This is a genomic window from Citrobacter sp. RHB35-C17 (assembly GCF_013816795.1).
Taxonomy (GTDB): domain Bacteria; phylum Pseudomonadota; class Gammaproteobacteria; order Enterobacterales; family Enterobacteriaceae; genus Citrobacter_A; species Citrobacter_A amalonaticus.
Genome location: NZ_CP057150.1, coordinates 3,602,455 through 3,623,720, shown reverse-complemented (window position 1 = coordinate 3,623,720; position 21,266 = coordinate 3,602,455). Strand labels below are relative to the sequence as shown.

The window sequence follows — 21,266 nt, the reverse complement described above, 5'->3', positions numbered from 1 at the left end:
CCTCAGGAGCCCAAACGCTTGCCGGGCGCTTAAATTGCAGCGTCTTGTCGGTGAAATCCTCGCCACCAGACCAGCAGGTTCAGTACGGCAACGGTCGTCCCTGCCAGACAAACGCCCAGCCATCCGGCATGCTGCCAGGCCGAGGCGGAGATCAATGACCCTGCTGCCCCGCCGATAAAGTAACTGGTCATATACCCGGCGGTCAGACGGTTTCGGGCCTCCGGATACAAACGGTAAATCACCGTCTGATTAGTGATGTGAACCCCCTGAACGGTAAGATCCAGAACCAGAATCCCCACAATCAGCGCCAGCACTGAGGTGTGTCCCAACCAGATAGCGAGCCAGGAAAGCAGCAATAGCAGCAGGCCATAGGTTGTGGTGAGGTGAGAATGTCCTTTATCCGCAAAACCGCCAGCCGGACGCGCGCCGAGCGCACCAGCGGCACCCGCCAGCCCAAACAGGCCAATCATCCCTTCAGAATAGTTAAACGGCGGGGCGGCCAGTAAAAAGGCCATTGACGTCCAGAGAATGCTGAAATTGGCGAAGGTCAGGCAGCCCAGCAGTGCCCGCGTGCGCAGCAGTTTATCGCGGGTAAACAAACTGAATACCGAACCCAGCAACTGCGGGTAGTTCAGGTGGGTGTCTGACTTCACCTTTGGCAAGCCGCGCCACAGCGCGATAGCCATCAGCGCCATCAATACGGAGGCGACCCAGAAGACAGTGCGCCAACCGCCGAGATTCGCCAGCAGTCCCGCCACGGTTCGCGCCAGCAAAATGCCCAGCAGCAGGCCGCTCATGATGGTCCCGACCACTTTGCCGCGTTTATCCGGCGTGGCAAGCGTCGCCGCCAGCGGCACCAGAATCTGTGCAACCACGGAAAAAAGTCCGGTCAGCGCCGTACCGAGGATCATCATCGCCAGCGACTGACTGCTGGCGGTAATCAGCATCCCGCCCGCCGCCAGCAGCGTCATGGAGACGATCAGCGTCCGGCGTTCAAACATATCGCCAAGCGGAACCAGAAACAGTAAACCGGCGGCGTAGCCAAGCTGAGCGGCGGTGACGATAAACCCCGCTGAACTGGCAGAAAGTAAGAAGTGGCGTGCGATGGTTTCGAGCAGTGGCTGTGCATAATAGTTGCTGGCGACGGCCAGACCGGTAGCCACTGACATGAGAACGATCAGTGCCGGGCTCAGCCCGTGAGAGGTTTTTGTCATTATGTTCGCAATCGTGAGTCAGGTGATGATTTCTTTGGGAATCAATCATAGCGGACATTTATGAATGTTGGGGATTTGTTGCGTGCCGGATTGTGCGATCAGGGGAGGGAACGGAGGGAGCAGGCCGGGAACCGCGTTCCCGGCTATCGTATGCCAGATAAGCGCATCGCGCGCCATCCGGCATTCAGGAGGCAATTACTTCTGCGCCGCCAGCGCGTCGTTCACCCAGCCGTCAAACTGCTGCTGGTGGGCTTTGATCCAGCCGTCAACATGACCCTGAACGTCAGCTTCCGACGCTTTGCCCTCATGCATCATCGCGTTTTGCGCGTTAATGTCCGCCAGCGGCAGTTTCATGATGGCAAACAGTTTCGCCGCCGCCGGGTTTTTCTCTGCCCAGGCCTTGTTGGCAACGATGTGCATGGTGTTTACCGGGAAGCCATAGTTCGCGCCATTCGGCAGTTTAGTATCGATATCTTTCTGTTCGCCCGGCAGTGAGGAGAACGGCACCTGTAACCAGACCACATCTTTACCTGGCTTCATCACGTCGCTCACCCAGTAAGGCGTCCAGGTGTAATACAGAATTGGTTTACCTTCTTTAAAGCGGGTGATGGTATCGGCCATCATCGCTGCATAGTTACCGTGGCTGACGTCGACGGTTTTTTCCAGATCAAACGCTTTGTTCTGGTGGTTAATCACGGCTTCACAGCCCCAGCCTGGTGAGCAGCCCATCATGTCCGCTTTACCGTCGCCGTTGGTGTCGAAGATTTTAGCGATGTTGGGGTCTTTTAACTGGGCGATATTAGTGATTTTGTACTGCTCAGCGGTTTTCTTATCGATCAGGTAACCCTGCGCAGCTCCGGTGACGAATGTGCCTTCGCGGTAAAACTTCTTGTCCCCGCCTGCCGCAGAAAACATATCGTCGTGCAGCGGCTGCCAGTTGACGGCGGTAAAGGTAGCGTCACCGGAGGCAATAGAGGTGTAGCCCACGTTATAGTCGACTTCGCTCGGTTTATTGACGGTGTAACCCAATTTCTCCAGCGCGCGGCTCACCAGCAGCGTCTGAAAGGTTTCTTCGGTGATGGTGCTCTGTACCGGTTGGACGGTAATGCCTTTGCCTGGCAGGTCGGCAGCGAAAGCGCTGGTAGAGACAAGGGTGGCAAACGCTGTGGCAATCATGATTTTCTGTCGCATCGTTGTTCCTTAATTATTGGAGGGACGTGTAGGCCCGGTAAGCGCAGCGCCACCGGGCAACAGGTGAATTACTTAATGAAAGGGCGCGTAACGAGCCCGACAGGACCGGTGGTGTACCAGCGACGGTTACCGCGGCTGCGTGAGTCGCGACCCACGGCCTGAGTCAGACGATCCAGAATGATGGCGAGGATCACAATGCCGACCCCGCCGACGGTGGCCAGTCCCATATCGAGACGACCGATACCGCGCAGTACCATCTGGCCCAGACCACCGACGGCAATCATGGAGGCGATCACGACCATCGAGAGCGCAAGCATGAGCGTCTGGTTGACCCCTGCCATAATGGTGGGCATCGCCAGCGGTAACTGAACTTTGAACAGCATCTGACGCGGACTGGCTCCAAATGAACGTGACGCTTCGATCAAATCAGCCGGAACCTGGTTAATCCCAAGGATCGTCAGACGCACAATCGGCGGCAACGCAAAGATGATCGTCACGACCACCCCCGGCACGTTCCCGATACCGAACAGCATCACAATTGGCACCAGGTAGACGAACGCCGGCGTTGTCTGCATGGCGTCGAGCAGTGGACGAACGATCTTCGCCGCCCGTGGGCTGCGCGCCAGCCAGATCCCCATCGGCAGGCCGATTACCACGCAGAACAGCAGAGCGGTCAGCACCAGCGCCAGCGTAATCATCGCCTGCGACCAGGCGCCGATCGCGCCGATGGCAATCAGGGAAACAAGTGTTGCAACGCCCATCCCGACGCCGGAAATCTGCCAGGCGATCAGGGCGAAAACGACGATCGCTACCGGAGCCGGCATTCCCAGCAGCAATTGCTGAAAACCGTTAAGGATGTAATCCACCGGCACACGAATGCCCTGGAAGACGGGACGAAAATGGGTAACCACCCAGTCGATCCCTTCAGTGACCCAACTGTCGAGCGGGATCAGCGTCTTATGGAACGGATCCATAATGTTGAAATGTTCTGGTGCTGGCGCAGGTGCGCTGGTCAGCCAGTCTGCGCTGTCGCTATCGGCAGGCGTCCCGGACGGCGTGCTCCAGGCGTCAGCGGATGGTGCGGCGCTCTCAGCCGCTGGTGCGGTATCCCACGGATTAGATTGATCAGCCATTGTTTGTCCCCTCGCGATCTAAAGCCTGTAGCAGCATGCGTTTTGAAATAATGCCTACATACTGTTGTTCCTCATCGACAACCGGCACCGCGCACGGCGCTTGTCCGACATGAGAGAGCAGCTCGCTAAGTGGGGTTTGTGCATCTACGGCCAGCGGCTCGTCGATTAACGCCCCTTCAATGCCCTGAGCCTGACCTAATGCCGCTTTTAATGAGTCGATGGAGACCACGCCAACAAACTTATTGCCGCGTTCGATGACGTAACCGTATTCCCGATCTTCGTCCTGTAATAATTTCAGGGCTGAACGGGGGCCAAAGCCCGGCGTTTTACGAATCAGTCCCACCGGGCTACGGCGGGCAATATCTTTCGCGCTAAAGACCTGGCTAATATCGACGCCACGGAAGAAGGTACGCACATAATCGTTCGCCGGATTATTCAGAATTTCATCCGGTGTACCGACCTGAACTACTTCGCCATTTTGCATAATGGCAATTCGGTCGCCAATACGCATCGCTTCATCAAGGTCGTGGGAAATAAAGACGACGGTGCGCTGATGTTTCGCCTGCAGTTTCACCAGTTCATCCTGCATCTCGGTACGAATTAAGGGATCGAGCGCAGAGAAGGCTTCATCCATTAATAAGATGTCAGGGTTAATGGCTAATGCTCTGGCGAGACCGACACGCTGACGCATGCCGCCGGAAAGTTCATCCGGGTAGCCGTGCGCATAATTTTCAAGTCCCACCTGGCGCAGGGCATCCAGCGCTTTTTCGCGACGTTCCTCAGCACTTACACCGGCTAATTCCATGCCGAATGCGGTATTGTCCAGAACGGTCATGTGCGGCATCAGCGCAAATGACTGGAAGACCATCGCAATCTTTTTTCTGCGCACCTCGCGGAGTTCGGCATCCGATATTTTGGCGATATCGACGCCGTCGATCAGTACCTGTCCGCGGGTGGGTTCAATCAGGCGATTGAGAAGGCGTACCATTGTGGATTTACCCGAACCGGATAATCCCATGATGACAAATATCTCGCCTTCTTCAATGGCCAGACTGGCGTCTTTAACGCCAAGCGATAGCCCTGTTTTTTCCAGAATTTGTTCTTTCGAAAGTCCTTTTTCAATATATTTGAAGGCGCGCTGTGGATGCTCTCCAAATACTTTATATAGATTTTTCACTTCTAATTTAATTGCCATGCAATAGAAAGATTCCCGTTATTTATATATATCGATATGTTACCTGATAGAAATAGTCACCTTTTTCTACCCTAACATACTGAGAATCTGAGACAACCCTGAATGTGGCATGAGGGGAAATAGTGTGGAAGGCAAATTGCCGGGATTTCCCATGATATAAGGGTTGAGAGCAAACCACGGCCGGTGAATATTTTTTGTAAGGACCACTGGAAAGGCGCCTGAATTTCGAAAATTCAGGCGAATATGACAACAGCTATTGAGTGTAGAACACCCTGAAATAGTTGGGTGAGAAAAACGTGATCTGCTTAAAATATTAACGTAAATATTGTAATGATATTCCCTATATTAATTTGTGTTAAAAATTCCAGTCTTCGTCTTCTGTTTCGACGGCTTTACCCATTACGTATGACGATCCCGAGCCAGAGAAAAAGTCGTGGTTTTCGTCGGCATTGGGCGACAGCGCAGCCAGGATTGCTGGATTCACCTCCGCCATTTCCGCCGGGAACAGCGCCTCATAGCCCAGGTTCATCAACGCCTTGTTGGCGTTGTAGCAAAGGAACGCATTGACATCCTCTGCCCAGGCGGTGTCGGCATACAGTTCTTCGGTATAACGGACTTCGTTATCGTACAGTTCCATCAGCAGCTCGAGGGCAAAATCCTTCAGCTCGTCACGCTCGGATTGAGAGCGTTTTTCCAGTCCTTTCTGGTATTTATAGCCGATGTAATAGCCATGAACCGCTTCGTCACGAATGATTAGCCGGATAAGATCGGCGGTGTTGGTGAGCTTACCGCGGCTGGAGAAATACATCGGCAACCAGAAGCCGGAATAGAACAGGAAGGATTCCAGAAACACACTGGCAATCTTCTTCTTTAACGGGTCGTCGCTGGCGTAATGCGCGAGGATAATCTGCGCCTTTTGTTGTAACGGCGCATTTTCTTCGCTCCAGGCATAAGCGGCATCGACATCTTTCGTCTGGCACAGCGTAGAGAAGATGGAACTGTAGGAGCGGGCGTGCACCGCTTCCATAAAACTGATGTTCGACAGCACCGCCTCCTCATGCGGTGTCAGGGAATCTGCCATCAGCGACGGGGCCCCGGCGATATTCTGGATGGTGTCGAGCAGCGTCAGGCCGGTAAAGACGCGGATGGTCAGCTGCTGCTCGGCGGCGCTCAGGTTTTGCCACGCTGGAATATCGTTAGACAACGGTACTTTTTCCGGCAACCAGAAGTTGCTGGTCAGGCGGTTCCACACTTCGAGATCTTTGTCGTCCTGAATCTTATTCCAGTTGATGGCGCTCACGCGTGATAATGTCATACCGGTCTCCTTACAATGCGCACGAAACGCAGCCTTCTATTTCTGTACCTTCCAGCGCCAGCTGTCGCAAGCGAATGTAATATAACGACTTAATGCCTTTTCGCCAGGCGTAGATCTGCGCTTTGTTGATATCGCGGGTGGTGGCGGTATCAGGGAAAAACAGCGTCAGCGACAGGCCCTGATCGACGTGTTTAGTGGCTTCGGCGTAGGTATCAATGATTTTCTGTGCGCCGATTTCATACGCGTCCTGATACATATCCAGATTCTCATTGGTCATGAACGGGGCCGGATAGTAGACGCGCCCGGTTTTGCCCTCTTTGCGAATCTCCACTTTCGAGACAATCGGATGAATGCTAGACGTCGCATGATTGATGTAGGAGATCGAACCGGTCGGTGGCACCGCCTGTAAATTCTGGTTGTAGATGCCATAGCGCATCACTTCGTCGCGCAGATACAGCCACATTTCACGCGTCGGCAGCGTGATGCCGCTACGGGCAAACAGCGCCCGGACTTTCTCGGTTTTCGGCGTCCAGTTCTGCTCCAGATACTGCGTGAAAAACTCGCCGCTGGCGTAGCGCGACTGCGCAAATCCGGCAAAGGTCTGCCCACGCTCGCGTGCCAGCAGCATCGACGTATGCAGTGCATGCCAGGTGATGGTGTAAAAGTAGAGATTGGTAAAATCCAGTCCTTCTGGCGAACCATAGGCGATGCCTTCGCGCGCCAGATAGCCGTGCAGGTTCATCTGTCCCAGTCCGATGGCGTGGGAGGCGGCATTACCGGCAGCAATCGACGGGACGCTGTGGATATGGCTCATATCTGACACCGCCGTCAGCCCGCGAATCGCTGTTTCGACCGTCCGGCCAATGTCCGGAGAATCCATGGTGTGGGCAATATTCAGCGAGCCGAGGTTGCAGGAAATGTCATGCCCGGTCTGGGCGTAGTCAAGATTCTCCTCGTAGGTAGAGGCGCTGTTGACCTGCAAAATTTCCGAGCACAGGTTGCTCATATTAATGCGACCCGCAATCGGGTTGGCGCGATTCACCGTATCCTCATACATCATGTAGGGATAGCCGGATTCAAACTGAATTTCTGCCAGTGTCTGGAAAAAGTCGCGGGCGTTAATGTATTTTTTGCGCACGCGCTCGTCGGCGACCAGTTCGTCGTATCGTTCGCTTATGGCGATATCGCCGAAGGGCTTACCGTAAAGACGCTCGACGTCATACGGTGAAAACAGCGCCATCTGCGCATTCTGTTTGGCCAGGCGGAAAGTGACGTCCGGGATCACTACCCCTAGTGAGAGCGTTTTAATGCGGATCTTTTCGTCGGCGTTTTCGCGTTTAGTATCGAGGAAACGCAGAATATCCGGATGATGCGCATGCAGATAGACCGCCCCCGCCCCCTGACGCGCGCCTAGCTGGTTGGCATAGGAAAAGGCGTCTTCCAGCATCTTCATCACCGGGATCACCCCGGAGGACTGGTTTTCGATGCGCTTGATGGGCGCACCGGCTTCGCGCAGGTTAGAGAGTAAAAACGCCACGCCGCCGCCGCGTTTGGAGAGCTGAAGCGCGGAGTTCACCGCCCGACCGATCGACTCCATGTTATCTTCAATCCGCAGCAGGAAGCAGGAGACCAGTTCGCCGCGCTGCTGTTTACCGCAGTTTAAGAAGGTGGGCGTGGCGGGCTGGAAACGCCCCGAGAGCATCTCATCGGTGAGTTGTGACGCCAGCGCTTCATCCCCCTGCGCAAGTGTGAGCGCAACCATCACCACCCGGTCTTCAAAGTGTTCCAGATAGCGTTTGCCATCAAAGGTTTTCAGCGTGTAGCTGGTGTAAAACTTCCAGGCACCGAGGAAGGTCTGGAAACGAAAACCGCTGGCGTGAGCGCGGGCAAACAGCGACACCACGAAAGCGCGATCGTAGCGTGCCAGCACGCTTTCGTCGTAATACCCTTCGCGTACCAGCGTTTGCAGACGTTCCTCCTGACTGCTAAACGTGACAGAGTGGGGGCCAACATGGGCGGCAAAAAAGGCGTCGACCGCCTGCCGGTCCTTATCGAACTGAATACGGCCTGCTTTATCGTACAGATTCAGCATGGCGTTCAGTGCATGGTAATCCAGCGATTCCTGCGTTACGCGTTCTGCGGTTGTCGTTGCCAAAATTCGCTTACTCCTTTTCGAACGTTGTCGATGTCGGCGGGGGTTCCCATCAGTTCAAAACGATAGAGCCAGGGTACGGCACATTTTTGGGCGATCACTTCCCCTGCGCGACCATACGCCTCGCCGAAGTTACGATTGCCAGAGGCAATGACGCCGCGAATTAACGCCCGGTTGTGAGCATCATTTAAAAAGCGGATCACCTGTCGCGGCACTGCGCCAGCCGTGCCGCCGCCACCGTAGGAAGGCACCACCAGAATGTAGGGATCGTCTACCCGGATCCGTTCGCGTTCATTCAGCGGAATGCGAATGGCGGGCAGCCCCAGACGCTGCATAAAACGGTGCGTATTTTCGGAGCTGCTGGAGAAGTAGACGAGCGGGTTCATGCGCTGGCTACCCGAGGCTCTGGATGCAGACGGTTGATCATATCCGGACGAAATCCTGACCAACGGGTTTCGCCGGCAATGACCACCGGCAACTGGCGAAAACCTTCTGCGCGCAGGGTATCCGCTGCTTCCGGCACCAGATCGACGTTTATCATCTCAAATTCAAATCCACGGCTTTCCAGCGCCCGTTTAGTGGCGTGGCACTGAACACAATCATTTCTAGTGTAAATAGTAATGCGCATGATTCGTATTTCCATTTAAAATGAAAGAACGGCGCGATAAGACGCGTCGGTTTGGGTGTGTACTGATAGAGGGGATACTAGATGTAGTTGAAATAAGTTTCAACCATACAAGATATGGGAATTATCGATTAATTACTCCCCACCGATGAGCCTGGCGGGGAGCGGGAGTTTGTGCTGAAAAATCGCCGGATTACATCCGCATGCTAACGGCCAGGCGGTTGAAGCAGTTCATCAGACCGATCGCAAAGGTCAGGTCGCTGATTTCGCGAGCGCTAAAATGCGTAAGCAGCGGCAGATAAACGTCATCTTCAGCATGGGTTCTGGCGATATCGGTCACCGATTCAGCCCACGCCAGCGCCGCTTGTTCCTGCGCGCTGAAATGATGACTCACTCGCCAGCCGGCCAGCGCGTCCAGTTTACTTTGCGTGACACCCGATTTACGCAGCGCCTTGCTGTGCATTTCCAGGCAAAATGCGCAGCCGTTGATCTGCGAAATACGCAGGTAAATCAATTCCATCAGCGTGGTATCCAGCGCGCTGTTTTCCAGTGCCGTTTTCGCTTGTACCAGGGCGTTATAGACTTCAGGGCTGAGTTCATAGTAGGGCTGGCGTAACGTCGTCATGGTGCTTCTCCTCGTGTTGATGGCCGGCAATGTAGCACTATAATGGACTGCAAAAGAGAGCCATATTTTTACGAAAAAAGCAGACCATATGCCGCGCTATCAGCAAATTGCCCGTCAGTTAAAAACGGCCATTGAACGTGGGGAACTCCAGCCCGGAGCCAGACTACCGTCCAGTCGTACCTGGTCACAGGAGCTGGGTATTTCGCGCTCGACGGTGGAAAACGCTTATGTGGAGCTGGTGGCACAGGGCTGGCTGGAGCGGCGAGGGCAGGCGGGAACGTTTGTCAGCGCACAGTTGCATCCGGAACAGACGTACAGCGAACCGGTGGTCTTTGCCGGAGAAAGTACCGTTCCTCAGCCCTTTCAGATGGGGCTTCCTGCGTTGGATCTCTTCCCGCGAGACATCTGGGCGCGGGTGATGGGGCGACGACTGCGCACGCAGACGCGTTTTGATCTGGCTCTCGGCGACGTCTGCGGTGAAGCCGTGTTACGCCAGGCAATCGTGGACTATCTGCGCGTGTCGCGCAGTATTGACTGTCTGCCCGAGCAGATTTTTATCACCTCAGGCTATGCGGCGTCGATGACCCTCATCCTGCGCGCGCTGGCCAAGCCGGGCGATGGCATGTGGATTGAAGATCCCGGCTTTCCGTTGATCCGTCCGGTGATTGAGCAGGAAAATGTCGCGCTGCTGCCGGTTCCGATCGATGACGACGGGTTGAATGTGGCGATCGGGATCCGCGATTATCCGGATGCGCGTTTTGCGCTACTCACTCCGGCCCATCAAAGCCCGCTTGGCGTCGCGCTGTCGTTAGCCCGGCGTCATCAACTGCTGGAGTGGGCATCACATACCCAGGCGTGGATTATTGAAGATGATTACGACAGCGAGTTTCGTTATCACGGTAAACCGCTGCCGCCGCTGAAAAGTCTGGATGCGCCACAGCGGGTAATTTACGCCGGTACGTTCAGCAAATCGCTGTTTCCCGCCTTGCGCTGTGCATGGCTGGTGGTGCCAGTAAACCAGGTGAGTCGTTTTCGTCAGCAGGCGGTACGGATGGCCTGTAGCGTGCCGCTGCTCTGGCAGCAAACGCTGGCGGATTTTATCCGTGATGGGCATTTCTGGCGGCATCTGAAAAAAATGCGTCAGCACTATGCGCAGCGAAGGCAATGGACGGAAAGGGCGCTCGGCGAACAGGGATTTCACGTTGTGCCCCAACAGGGCGGGATACAACTGGTGATTACTGTTGACGGTGACGATATCGCGCCGGTACGCAAAGCCAATGAGGCGGGCCTGGCGGTCCAGGCCCTGAGTCGCTGGCGGTTGAATACATCGGGGATGGGAGGGATTTTGCTGTCGTTCACTAACATCGCTTCGCCTGAAATCGCAAGACAGGTGGCAAAGCGGTTGCGACAGGCCATTCAGTCAGCGCTTTAGTCGAGTTTATGCCAGGCCGGATATACGTAAACGCTATCCGGCACCGGCCTCATCCTTAGCGACGAAGACTCAGCAACGCACCGACAAAGATCCCCACCGCCGCCGCCGTACCGATGCTACACCAGGGTTTATCACGCACAAACGTATCAGCGCAGCCTACGGCGTCACGGGCGGCTTGCTGCACGCGCGTCCGGCCATGCATTTTCGCACGCGTCTCTTTCAGTAGCGCCTGTGCTTTACGCCGTGCGGTATCTGCTTCATCCTTCGCATCGCTACCCAATGACTTCAGTACGGCTTCCAGACTATCGGCTAATTGATTGACGTCATTATGAATATCCTGCACGCCATCATCTACGTCGTTTCGGTTCGGTCGGTTAAACATATGATCCTCCAGTGATTTCGATGTGACTTTCAGTTTAGTCGATATTTTTAACTTCTGAGACGCCTCACGGCGTTATTGCGCGTTTATGGACTTTTCTGAAAGCGTTGCCAATGCTGAATCAGGTAAGGTAAGCCCGCAGTAAAAGATAACGAGGAAAAAATATGTATTTACGACCTGACGAGGTGGCGCGCGTACTTGAAAAAGTGGGGTTTACCGTTGATGTGGTAACACAGAAAACGTACGGTTATCGACGTGGCGAGAATTATGTCTATGTTAATCGCGAAGCGCGTATGGGACGCACTGCGCTGGTGATTCATCCGACATTAAAAGAGCGCAGTTCTTCGCTGGCTGAACCGGCATCTGAAATTAAAACCTGCGACCATTATCAGCATTTTCCGCTTTATTTAGCCGGGGACACCCACGAACACTACGGCATTCCTCACGGCTTTAGTTCGCGTATTGCGCTTGAGCGTTATTTGAATGGACTGTTTGGCGAGGCGAGTTAATTAAGCGACTGGCACAGCCAGTCGCAAAGTCGTTTCAGGCTTTAGCCTGTTGGTAGCGACTCACCTTAAACAGGCGGCGGCAATAATCGAGGAAATAGCCATATACCGCCCCCATCATCATCGATATTACGATATTAGAACTGACTGCGGCGGTAATTTGATGCCAGTCAGCGCCCACCGTCAGCAGAATAGCGACATAAACCGGGGACTGGAAGGTGACATAAGCCAGTACATCCGCCAGGTTTTTCAGCCACCCCGCAGAACCCACTTTACGCGACGCCTTCATAAAGAGATCACGATACATTCCATAGGGCCAGGCGATCAGAATGTTGACCGGAATGGCGACCAGTCGGGACGAAAGTGATTGCTCAAAGGTCATTCCGGAGAGGAAGATCTCGATCAACATGTTCACGACAGAACAATAAACAACCATCGCGAACGTGTCTGCTACAGCATGACGCAAGCGTGACTGTGGTGAGAACATGCTGATGCTCCTTGTAAAAAAGGGGTAAAATTGCCGTTAAATAAGTTCGTGTTAGTGTTTTGTTGTGGTATTTTTGCTTGATGATAGAGTATATTGCTGTATTGTAACTATCAACTAGCGAAATATTTTTATTTTGACGCTTTTTGTCGATAAAATACTCTGTAATCGCCTGATTTTTGTACCGGATAGAGTTTTTGTTGTTTGTGTATCTTAAATGATTAAAAATCAATGTGTTATGTTGATGTTCTGGTTGAGGGGGTTCCCTGTAAGGCAAAAACCGCATTCTATGTTCGATGAGCCGGTATGGAGGTTATTCGTCATAGAATGAGAAAATGAGCCGGAATATTATTTAGCGTATATTAACGGGAGGTGGTATTTCCTCTGTTATATTCCAGGGGCTGGAAAATGTTCTAACAATATAATAGACTGCGCAGTGTAATAATTTGTTTTTGCGTTAAAGGATTTTAATTATTATGAATTTGATGTTACAGAACTTAAATAATATTCGTAAATTACGCGCCATGGCTCGCGAATTCTCCATTGACGTTCTTGAAGAAATGCTGGAGAAATTCAGGGTCGTCACTAAAGAAAGACGTGAAGAAGAAGAACAGTTACAGCGTCAGCGCGCTGAACAGCAGCAGAAAATTAATACTTTGCTGGAAATGATGAAGGCCGACGGAATTAGCCCGGAAGAGTTATTCAGCAATGACGCCGCGGCCATGCGAGTGGGTAAAAAACGCCAGCCGCGTCCGGCGAAATATCGCTATACCGATCTTAACGGGGAAAGTAAAACCTGGACCGGTCAGGGGCGTACGCCAAAACCGATTGCCCAGGCACTGGCGGCAGGTAAATCGCTGGACGATTTTCTGATCTAATTTTGTAAGCGGTGAGGTGTTCCTCACCGCGTATTTCCCGTCATTATTGAGGACGGCGATTCCACGGCATTTTGTCGAGCAGTCGCGCCATGCCGCAAAAACCAGTCAGTCCGGCGAACAGCAACCCCGCGCCTACAAAACCGCTGAGCAGGAAAAAGCCGCTGTTGACGCTATACCCCAACACCACGCCCAGTAAGGCCAGCCCGCCTGCGGCAATTTGTACCTGACGCATCAGCGGAAGCGGCTGTGATTTATCTTCTGCCGTGGGGAAACCCGCCGCTTTCCAGCCGTCAATGCCCCCTTCCAGCAGCAAGACTTCAGCCGGTGCGGCAAGAACCTGCAAGGTAACCGCATTGTTTTGCGTTCGTTTTCCGGACTGACAATGGAAAATGACGCATTCACCTCGCAGCCTGGCAGGAAAGCCCCCCTGTTCGAGCGTACTCAGCGGTGCGAGATGGGCCTGCGGAATATGTTCACGCAGATATTCGTCGGCATCGCGAATATCAATCAGTCTGGCGCCTTGCTCAATACGGGCCTTTGCGTCGCGCGGGGAAATCGTCCCGATGGTCATGTTCACTCCTTATGGACAATAGACGTTTTTCAATGTGGCAATGAGTGAATTCACCGCTGCATTTTTAATGAAATAGAGGATGCGCTGAGCATCGCGCTGGCTGCCAATCAGCCCTTCTTCGCGCATTTTTGCCAGATGCTGTGAAGTGGCCGAGGGACTTAACCCGGTGGCGCGTGCCAGATCGCCCGCGCTGGTGCCCGGTGAGCCGCAAAGCATACACAGGATCAGCAGTCGCTTAGGGTTGCTCATCGCTTTCAGCAGGGCCGCCGCCTGTTCCGCGCTGGCCTGGAGTTGTTCGAGTTCGCTCATATTTATTTTAGTGTTTTCTAAATTAAGTAAAGTCTAAAATAAAAATGAAGCGACTGCCAGTGTAAAAATCGTAAAAGAGGGTAAAAGCGAGAGTGATAACTGGCGATCTCCGCTAAGCTCGCTACGCTTAGGGATAAAATCCCTTTTTAAACAATGAGTAATTTTTCTTTTTGGAGTGTATATGGGTTTCTGGAGAATTGTATTTACGATCATTCTGCCGCCGCTGGGGGTCCTGTTGGGTAAAGGATTCGGCTGGGCGTTCATTCTTAATATCGTTCTGACGTTACTGGGCTATATTCCCGGTTTGATTCACGCGTTCTGGGTGCAAACCCGTCCTTCATCTCTTTCTTAACCGCCATGATACCGCCCGATAGCGTGACGTTATCGGGCCACACCGGTCGCCGCGCCGTCAGAATTTTAAGCGAAACTTTCTGCTACACTTCCTGAGTGTTTATTGTCAACGATCGAGGTGGATATGGGACTTTTCAACTTTGTAAAAGACGCCGGGGAAAAACTGTGGGATGCAGTAACCGGTAATCACGATAAAGACGATTTAGCAAAAAAGGTGCAGGACCATCTGCATAAAACCGGTATTCCGGACGCTGACAAGGTGAATGTACAAATTGCTGATGGCAAGGCGACGGTGACGGGTGACGGATTAAGTCAGGAAGCGAAAGAAAAAATCCTGATTGCGGTCGGGAATATTTCCGGGATTGCCAGCGTGGAGGATCAGGTTAAAACCGACGCGCCTGCCGCCGAGAGTCAGTTCTACACGGTGAAATCCGGCGATACCCTGAGCGCTATTTCGAAACAGGTTTACGGTAATGCCAACCTGTATAACAAAATTTTTGAGGCGAATAAGCCGATGCTTAAAAGCCCGGATAAAATATATCCCGGCCAGGTGCTGCGTATTCCGGAAGAATAAATAAGCGCCGTCAGGATTTTTGCGCCAGTAGTTTACCGGTCATGGCCTGCTGGATAATAGGTATCGGCGTCAGTAAATGTTGGCGCATGAGTTCACTGGCGCGCGTCGCATCGCGCGCCAGAATGGCCTCCGTTAGCGTCTGATGCTGAATGTGTTTATCCTCCAGCATTTCAACCGACAAGACCGTTTTTCGCAGCCAGATAAACCGATAGCGCGCCGCGAGATCAAACAACCGTTCACGCATTTGCAGCAGATACTGCGAACCGCATCCGGCAACAATAGCGGTATGGTATGCCTGATGGCGTAAATCCCACTCATCCAGCAGGTGTTCGCTGGCGTCGCTGGCCTCTAGCTTGCTGAGCATGTGGGCGCGGGCGAGGATCTCAGCTTCCCATTCGTCACCGCCGCGTTCAATCGCCAGACTTACCAGCATGGCTTCCATATTGGCCCGGGCGTCGAAAATATCGAGCAGTTCCTGCTCTGACATGGACGCCACCCGATACCCTTTTTGATTCACCACCGTGACCAGCCGTTCCGCCACCAGATGAGAAAGCGCCTCCCTGAGCGGCCCAACGCCAAGAGAATAGCGTGAAGTTAATAAACTCATGCGCAGTTTTTCATCAGGTTGATAAACACCACGGATAATATCGTTCTTCAGCCAGCGGTATCCATCTATGGCCGTCGGATGGGAAATGGCGGTCATGGTCTTACTCCTGAATCGTGTTCCCGGCCTGCGCCGGGAAATCATTTAACGGGTATTTTGCAGCGGTGTCTTTTGCCACAATACCAGTTTTTTCCAGCGCGACATAATCGGCACGGTGCAAATAATCCCCAGCCCCAGCAACCCTGTGGAAATCACTTCCAGCTGTTGCGCCGGGCGGAAGAGCATCACAACCAGCACAAAGATGATAAAGCCAATCACCAGCCAGGTCAGCCATGGATAGAGCCACATTTTCAGTTTGATCTCGCCGCCTTCCGCCAGCAGGATTTTGCGCATCCTCAGCTGAGAAACGGCGATAACCAGATACACCAGCAGGGCGATAGCGCCGGAGCTGTCAATCAGGAACTTAAACACTTTTGCCGGGGCATAATAGTTCACGACGACGGTTAAAAACGCCGCGCCTGTCGAGAGTAACACCGCCACCCAGGGGGTTTTGCTGCGATTGATTTTACCCATCATGGCTGGCGCGTCGCCACGGCGGCTCAGGGAGTAGAGCATTCGCGACGCGGTATACAGCGCAGAGTTCAGGCAACTGGTTACCGACAGCAGGATCACACAGTCCATGATCAGTTTGGCATGCGGAATATGCAGCAGTTCCAGCACCGACTGATAGGAACCTACCTCTTTCAGACCCGGCATGTTCCACGGAATCAGGGAGACGACGACAAAGATCGAACACAGATAAAAGATCGAAATACGCCAGATGACCGAGTTAGTGGCGCGGACGATGTGCTTATCCGGCGTGTCGGATTCGGCAGCGGCGATGGTAACAATCTCAGCGCCCATAAAGGAGAACATGGTGATCAGCATGGCGCTTAGCACCGCGCCAAAGCCGTTCGGCATAAAGCCGCCGTGATCCCACAAGCGCGAAATACCGCTGACTTCAGCGTAAGGGTAAAAACCGCTGATCGCCGCGGCACCCAGCGCGATAAAGGCGAGGATGGCAATCACTTTGCACAGCGCCAGCCAGAACTCAAATTCACCGTAGTTTTTGACGCTCAGCAAATTACTGCCGGTCAACGCCAGCGTGATGACCAGCGAGAACAGCCAGATCGGGATGCCGGGGACCCAGGAATTGAGGATGATGGCGGCGATATTCGCTTCAAGCGGGATCACCAGCACCCAGAACCACCAGTACAACCAGCCGATGGTGTAGCCTGCCCAGCGTCCGATGGCTTTATCGGCGTACGTGGAAAAGGAACCGGTGTCCGGCGTGGCGACGGCCATTTCGGCCAGCATCCGCATAATCATCACCACCAGTAACCCGGCGAACAGATAGGCCAGCAGGACCGCGGGCCCGGCCTGGGCTATCGCCACACTGGAACCCACAAACAGACTTGCGCCGATAACCCCGGCAATAGACAGCATGGTGACGTGGCGTGATTTCAGCCCGCCCCCTAAATCATGTGATTGCGACAGTTGCCCCATCTTATGACCTCTTTATTGTTATTGAACCGTTTGCCGGATGGCGGCTCCGCCTTATCCGGCCTTCAGAGGAGAGGTTTTCCAGGCCGGACAAGACGCCGAGGCATCTTGTCCGGCAGCGCTACAGGCGTGTTAACCGTGTTTCACCTCATCAAAACACTGGGCGATAATGTCCAGCCCTTGGCGGATTTGCGCCTCTTCAATGGTGAGCGGAACGAGGATGCGCAGCACGTTGTAGTACGGCCCACAGGAGAGCAGGATCAGACCTTTATCGCGGGCGCGCGCGACGATCTCTGCCGTCAGTTTTGCATCCGGCTTGTTGTGGTCGCCGTCTTCAAACAGTTCGATGGCGATCATCGCCCCCAGCCCACGGACATCGCCGATTTCACGATGCGTTTCGGCAATCGCCAGCAGACCGTTGCGCAGGGTTTTGCCGAGTTCGTTGGCTTTTTGCAGCAGATTTTCCTGCTCGAAAATGTTCAGGACCGCCAGCGCGGCGGCGCAGGCAATCGGGTTACCGGCATAGGTGCCGCCCAGTCCACCCGGCGGGATGGCGTCCATGACGTCGGCGCGTCCGGTGACACCCGCCAGCGGGAAGCCCCCGGCAATGGATTTGGCGAAGGTGGTGATGTCCGGTGCCACGCCCATCTGCTCCATCGCAAACAGCGTACCGGTACGCCCCGCACCGCTCTGTACTTCATCGGCAATCAGCATGATCCCGTGCTCGTCGCAAATCGCGCGCAGGCGCTGCATAAAGGCCGGAGAGGCGGCGTAGAAACCGCCTTCGCCCTGTACTGGTTCAATCACGATGGCGGCGATATCTTCCGGCGCGGCATCATTTTTAAAGATGCGGTGAATGCTGGCGATGGCGTCATCTTCGCTAATGCCGTGCAGGGCGCACGGATAGAGCGCGCGATAGACGTGACCCGGCATCAGCCCCATTCCGGCGGAGTACGGGTTCACTTTCCCGGTCAGCGACAGGGTGTAGTGAGTGCGACCGTGGTATGCACCGCTAAAGGCGATCGTCCCCGTGCGTTGCGTTGCCGCGCGGGCGATCTTCACAGCGTTTTCTACCGCTTCGGAACCGGTGGTGACCAGCAGGGTCTTCTTGGCGAAGTCGCCCGGCACTTTCTGGTTCATGATTTCGCACAGTTGCAGATACGGCTCATAGGCCAACACCTGGAAGCAGGTGTGGGACAGTTTTTTCAGTTGCGCTTCGACTGCCGAGACGATCTGCGGGTGCAGGTGTCCGGTGTTCAGCACCGCGATGCCACCAGCAAAATCCAGGAATTCACGGCCTTCCACATCCCAGACCCGGCAGTTTTCCGCGCGCGCGGCAAAGATCGGATGAATTTGTCCTACGCCACGCGGGACGGCATGAGCGCGACGCTGCATTAATTCGTTATTGGTGCTCATCAGGTGTTCTCCAGTTGATTTATTATGAAAGGCCAATGCACAGGTATTTGATTTCTAAGTAATCTTCGATGCCGTATTTGGAACCTTCACGGCCAAGACCGGAGGCTTTGATCCCGCCAAACGGCGCGACTTCGTTCGAGATAATGCCGGTATTAATGCCGACGATGCCGTACTCCAGCGCCTCGCCAACGCGAAAGACGCGGCTCAAATCGCGGGCGTAGAAATAGGCCGCCAGACCAAACTCGGTGTCGTTGGCCTGTCTGATAACGTCGGCTTCATCACTAAAGCGGAACAGCGGAGCCAATGGACCGAAGGTCTCTTCTTTGGCGACCTTTGCGTTGTCTGGCACGTCCACCAGAATGGTGGGCTGGAAGAAATTACCGCCCAGCGCGTGCGGTTTTCCGCCGGTGATGATGCGCGCCCCTTTTTCCAGCGCATCGGCAATATGCTCCTGCACTTTGGCGACCGCTTTCTCATCAATCAGTGGGCCGGTAGTGACGTCGGGTGCCAGACCGTCACCGAGATGCAGTTTTTCCACCGCCTGTTGCAGCTTCTCCGCAAAGCGCTCATAAACGCCGTCCTGCACATACAGACGGTTGGCGCAGACGCAGGTCTGTCCGGCGTTGCGGAACTTGGACGCCAGCGCGCCTTCAACCGCTTTATCGAGGCAGGCATCGTCAAAGACGATAAACGGCGCATTACCGCCCAACTCCAGAGAGACTTTTTTGATGTCTTTGGCGCACTGTTCCATCAACTGACGACCAATCTCCGTCGAACCGGTGAACGACAGTTTGCGCACCAGCGGATTGTGGGTCAGTTCGTTACCGACCGCGCCCGCCGAACCGGTGACAACACTGAATACGCCCGGCGGGATCCCGGCGCGGTTTGCCAGTTCCGCCAGCGCCAGCGCGGAGAACGGCGTCTGGCTGGCGGGTTTAAGCACCATCGTGCAGCCAGCCGCCAGTGCCGGACCGGCTTTGCGGGTGATCATCGCTGACGGGAAGTTCCACGGCGTAATGGCGGCAGTAACGCCAATCGGTTGCTTAATGACGATCAGGCGTTTGTCGGCCTGGTGTCCGGGAATGGTGTCGCCATAAATGCGTTTGCCCTCTTCGGCAAACCACTCAATAAAGGAGGCGGCATAGCTGATTTCCCCTTTGGCTTCTGCCAGCGGCTTGCCCTGTTCCAGGGTCATCAGGCGGGCGAGATCGTCCTGATGCTCCAGCATCAGATTGAACCAGCGACGCAGAATATTCGCCCGCTCTTTGGCGGTGAGGTCGCGCCAGGCGGGCAGCGCGCGGTTAGCGGCCTCAATGGCATCGCGGGTTTCCGCGCTGCCCATTTTCGGCACGCTGCCCAGCGTCTTGCCGTTGGCCGGGTTGGTCACCGCAATGACTTCGCCGCTATCGGCATCGCGCCACTGGCCGTCGATCAAGGCCTGCTGACGGAACAACGTCGGATCGTTTAGTTGCATGATGGCTTCCTGTCTGAAAAAAGGTTAACGGGTGAAAGCGGCGTGTAAGGTGTCCACGCTACGTGCCGCACGCAGCGTGCGTCCGGGGTTGCTCTGGTTTGCCAGCAGCGTTTGTACCTGGCTGACGATGTGTGCGCCGATAGGCAGCGCTGACGTCGCCGCAGGGGAGGGGGCATTGCAGGTGTGGATCGATCGCGGTGTGGTGACAAACAGAAAATCGTCAATCAGCTTGCCGTCCGGCGAAACGGCCTGAGCGCGGACGCCTGCAGGCCACGGTTGCAGATCGTTTAGCGTCAGGCTCGGGCAGTACTTTTGCACCAGTCGCAGATAGCCACTCTTGCACAGCGAGTTTTTCATTTCGCTTAAACCGGCGCGCAGGTTGTTTTGCAGAACCCGACGAATGCCGGAAGAACCGAGGATCTCCAGCGTATCGCTGAGCGAAAAGTCGCGTTTGCGATAGCCCTCGCGCTTAAACGCCAGCACCGCATTTGGCCCAACCGTGACGCTGCCGTCGATCATGCGGGTGAGATGGACGCCGAGAAACGGCATCGCCGGATCGGGAATCGGGTAGATCAAATGGTTGACGATATGGTTGTGTTCCGCCGCCAGGCGGAAGTACTCGCCACGGAACGGGCAGATGATAAAGCCTGGCTCGACGCCGAGCATTTTCACCAGCCGATCGGCCATCAGTCCGGAGCAGGTAATTAGCGTCGACCCTTCAAATTCCTGTCCCTGGCGGGTACGCACGACCATGCCCGAGGCGTGCTCTTTCAGAGCGCTGACGTCGGCGTTGTAGATAATTTCGCCGCCTCTGGCCTGGAAGATTTTCGCCATCGCCGCCGTGACCTCCCGGTAGCTGACGATCCCGCTGGACGGCACAAAAATGCCGCCGAGTCCGGTGATGTTTGGTTCGCGCTCGCGCAATTCCTGCGCATTCAGCCACTCGCGTTCTAAGCCATTCGCGGCGGTGCGATCCCACAGGGCGCGCATCCGTTCCATTTCCTGTTCAGAGGTGGCGACCAACATCTTGCCGCAGGTGTCGTAGCGGATGCTGTTTTGATCGCAAAAGGCTTTGGTCGCACGGTTACCGGCGAGACAAAACTGCGCTTTCAGACTGCCGGGAGTGTAATAGACCCCGGCATGGATCACGCCGCTGTTGTGGCCCGTCTGATGACAGGCCGGGCCGGACTCTTTTTCCAGCAGCGCGATGCGAGCGTCCGGATAGACCTCACTTAACTGCATGGCGGTCGACATGCCAATAATGCCGCCGCCAATAATCACAAAATCATACATCCG

The 21,266-nt window shown here is 54.6% G+C and carries 23 protein-coding genes; 5 read left to right on the top strand and 18 right to left on the bottom strand.

The window, feature by feature from the left end; genetic code table 11:
- Positions 1–29: 29 nt before the first annotated feature.
- The 9 genes from HVZ37_RS17285 to HVZ37_RS17245 all read right to left on the bottom strand — a co-directional run bounded on the left by HVZ37_RS17285 (position 30) and on the right by HVZ37_RS17245 (position 9,450).
- Positions 30–1,214: an MFS transporter gene (locus HVZ37_RS17285; protein ID WP_042999626.1), complete on the bottom strand. Its 1,185-nt coding sequence runs from the start codon at positions 1,212–1,214 to the stop codon at positions 30–32.
- A gap of 195 nt (positions 1,215–1,409) precedes the next feature.
- Positions 1,410–2,405 carry a glycine betaine/L-proline ABC transporter substrate-binding protein ProX gene (gene proX, locus HVZ37_RS17280; RefSeq protein WP_042999627.1) on the bottom strand — a complete coding sequence of 332 codons (996 nt, stop codon included), beginning with the start codon at positions 2,403–2,405 and terminating at the stop codon, positions 1,410–1,412.
- A gap of 68 nt (positions 2,406–2,473) precedes the next feature.
- Positions 2,474–3,538 (bottom strand): glycine betaine/L-proline ABC transporter permease ProW, encoded by a 1,065-nt coding sequence (gene proW, locus HVZ37_RS17275; protein WP_181627800.1) that lies wholly within the window; start codon positions 3,536–3,538, stop codon positions 2,474–2,476.
- Entirely contained in the window at positions 3,531–4,733 is a 1,203-nt protein-coding gene (gene proV / locus HVZ37_RS17270; RefSeq protein ID WP_042999629.1) for a glycine betaine/L-proline ABC transporter ATP-binding protein ProV, read from the bottom strand. Before proV ends, proW begins: the two co-directional genes overlap by 8 nt.
- Before the next feature lie 355 nt (positions 4,734–5,088).
- Complete coding sequence (gene nrdF, locus HVZ37_RS17265; protein ID WP_042999630.1) at positions 5,089–6,048, bottom strand: class 1b ribonucleoside-diphosphate reductase subunit beta; 960 nt, start codon at positions 6,046–6,048, stop codon at positions 5,089–5,091.
- Positions 6,049–6,058: 10 nt separating this feature from the next.
- Positions 6,059–8,203: a class 1b ribonucleoside-diphosphate reductase subunit alpha gene (gene nrdE, locus HVZ37_RS17260; protein WP_181627799.1), complete on the bottom strand. Its 2,145-nt coding sequence runs from the start codon at positions 8,201–8,203 to the stop codon at positions 6,059–6,061.
- Positions 8,176–8,586: a class Ib ribonucleoside-diphosphate reductase assembly flavoprotein NrdI gene (nrdI, locus tag HVZ37_RS17255; RefSeq protein ID WP_042999632.1), complete on the bottom strand. Its 411-nt coding sequence runs from the start codon at positions 8,584–8,586 to the stop codon at positions 8,176–8,178. Before nrdI ends, nrdE begins: the two co-directional genes overlap by 28 nt.
- Positions 8,583–8,828, bottom strand: a complete 246-nt coding sequence (gene nrdH, locus HVZ37_RS17250; protein ID WP_044266583.1) for a glutaredoxin-like protein NrdH — start codon at positions 8,826–8,828, stop codon at positions 8,583–8,585. The genes nrdI and nrdH overlap by 4 nt, the downstream gene beginning before the upstream one ends.
- Positions 8,829–9,018: 190 nt before the next feature.
- Entirely contained in the window at positions 9,019–9,450 is a 432-nt protein-coding gene (locus tag HVZ37_RS17245) for a carboxymuconolactone decarboxylase family protein (protein WP_044255114.1), read from the bottom strand.
- 88 nt (positions 9,451–9,538) lie between these two features.
- Between HVZ37_RS17245 and HVZ37_RS17240 the strand changes: the two genes are divergently transcribed.
- A complete protein-coding gene (locus tag HVZ37_RS17240) occupies positions 9,539–10,882 on the top strand; it encodes a PLP-dependent aminotransferase family protein (RefSeq protein WP_181627798.1) in 1,344 nt (447 codons plus the stop codon).
- Between the two features lie 55 nt (positions 10,883–10,937).
- Here the strand turns inward: HVZ37_RS17240 and HVZ37_RS17235 are convergent, their stop codons facing one another.
- Complete coding sequence (locus tag HVZ37_RS17235) at positions 10,938–11,264, bottom strand: DUF883 domain-containing protein (RefSeq protein WP_042999636.1); 327 nt, start codon at positions 11,262–11,264, stop codon at positions 10,938–10,940.
- A 161-nt stretch (positions 11,265–11,425) separates the two neighbouring features.
- On the opposite strand from HVZ37_RS17235, the gene HVZ37_RS17230 reads away from it, so the two are divergent.
- Complete coding sequence (locus tag HVZ37_RS17230) at positions 11,426–11,770, top strand: DUF2002 family protein (RefSeq protein ID WP_042999637.1); 345 nt, start codon at positions 11,426–11,428, stop codon at positions 11,768–11,770.
- 34 nt (positions 11,771–11,804) lie between these two features.
- On the opposite strand, the gene alaE is transcribed toward HVZ37_RS17230, so the two are convergent.
- The gene (gene alaE / locus HVZ37_RS17225; RefSeq protein ID WP_181627797.1) at positions 11,805–12,254 is read right to left on the bottom strand and encodes an L-alanine exporter AlaE; all 450 of its coding nucleotides are present in this window, start codon (positions 12,252–12,254) and stop codon (positions 11,805–11,807) included.
- A 473-nt stretch (positions 12,255–12,727) separates the two neighbouring features.
- Between alaE and stpA the strand changes: the two genes are divergently transcribed.
- A complete protein-coding gene (gene stpA, locus HVZ37_RS17220; RefSeq protein ID WP_042999639.1) occupies positions 12,728–13,129 on the top strand; it encodes a DNA-binding protein StpA in 402 nt (133 codons plus the stop codon).
- A gap of 43 nt (positions 13,130–13,172) precedes the next feature.
- On the opposite strand, the gene HVZ37_RS17215 is transcribed toward stpA, so the two are convergent.
- Positions 13,173–13,700 carry a rhodanese family protein gene (locus tag HVZ37_RS17215; RefSeq protein WP_181627796.1) on the bottom strand — a complete coding sequence of 176 codons (528 nt, stop codon included), beginning with the start codon at positions 13,698–13,700 and terminating at the stop codon, positions 13,173–13,175.
- Between the two features lie 9 nt (positions 13,701–13,709).
- The gene (locus HVZ37_RS17210) at positions 13,710–14,009 is read right to left on the bottom strand and encodes a metalloregulator ArsR/SmtB family transcription factor (RefSeq protein ID WP_042999641.1); all 300 of its coding nucleotides are present in this window, start codon (positions 14,007–14,009) and stop codon (positions 13,710–13,712) included.
- A 181-nt stretch (positions 14,010–14,190) separates the two neighbouring features.
- Between HVZ37_RS17210 and HVZ37_RS17205 the strand changes: the two genes are divergently transcribed.
- Both HVZ37_RS17205 and lysM read left to right on the top strand, forming a co-directional pair.
- The gene (locus HVZ37_RS17205; RefSeq protein WP_042999642.1) at positions 14,191–14,361 is read left to right on the top strand and encodes a YqaE/Pmp3 family membrane protein; all 171 of its coding nucleotides are present in this window, start codon (positions 14,191–14,193) and stop codon (positions 14,359–14,361) included.
- A 123-nt stretch (positions 14,362–14,484) separates the two neighbouring features.
- Positions 14,485–14,934: a peptidoglycan-binding protein LysM gene (gene lysM / locus HVZ37_RS17200; protein ID WP_042999643.1), complete on the top strand. Its 450-nt coding sequence runs from the start codon at positions 14,485–14,487 to the stop codon at positions 14,932–14,934.
- A gap of 10 nt (positions 14,935–14,944) precedes the next feature.
- Here lysM and csiR read toward each other — a convergent pair whose 3' ends face one another.
- The 5 genes from csiR to lhgO form a co-directional block, all read right to left on the bottom strand.
- Complete coding sequence (gene csiR, locus HVZ37_RS17195; RefSeq protein WP_042999644.1) at positions 14,945–15,637, bottom strand: DNA-binding transcriptional regulator CsiR; 693 nt, start codon at positions 15,635–15,637, stop codon at positions 14,945–14,947.
- Between the two features lie 45 nt (positions 15,638–15,682).
- On the bottom strand, positions 15,683–17,083 hold the full coding sequence (gene gabP, locus HVZ37_RS17190) for a GABA permease (RefSeq protein ID WP_042999645.1): 1,401 nt from the start codon (positions 17,081–17,083) through the stop codon (positions 15,683–15,685).
- A gap of 129 nt (positions 17,084–17,212) precedes the next feature.
- Positions 17,213–18,496 (bottom strand): 4-aminobutyrate--2-oxoglutarate transaminase, encoded by a 1,284-nt coding sequence (gene gabT, locus HVZ37_RS17185; RefSeq protein ID WP_181627795.1) that lies wholly within the window; start codon positions 18,494–18,496, stop codon positions 17,213–17,215.
- Between the two features lie 22 nt (positions 18,497–18,518).
- Positions 18,519–19,970, bottom strand: a complete 1,452-nt coding sequence (gabD, locus tag HVZ37_RS17180; RefSeq protein ID WP_042999647.1) for an NADP-dependent succinate-semialdehyde dehydrogenase — start codon at positions 19,968–19,970, stop codon at positions 18,519–18,521.
- Between the two features lie 24 nt (positions 19,971–19,994).
- Positions 19,995–21,263, bottom strand: coding sequence for an L-2-hydroxyglutarate oxidase (lhgO, locus tag HVZ37_RS17175; protein WP_099433373.1), 1,269 nt, complete (start codon positions 21,261–21,263; stop codon positions 19,995–19,997).
- Positions 21,264–21,266 lie beyond the last annotated feature (3 nt).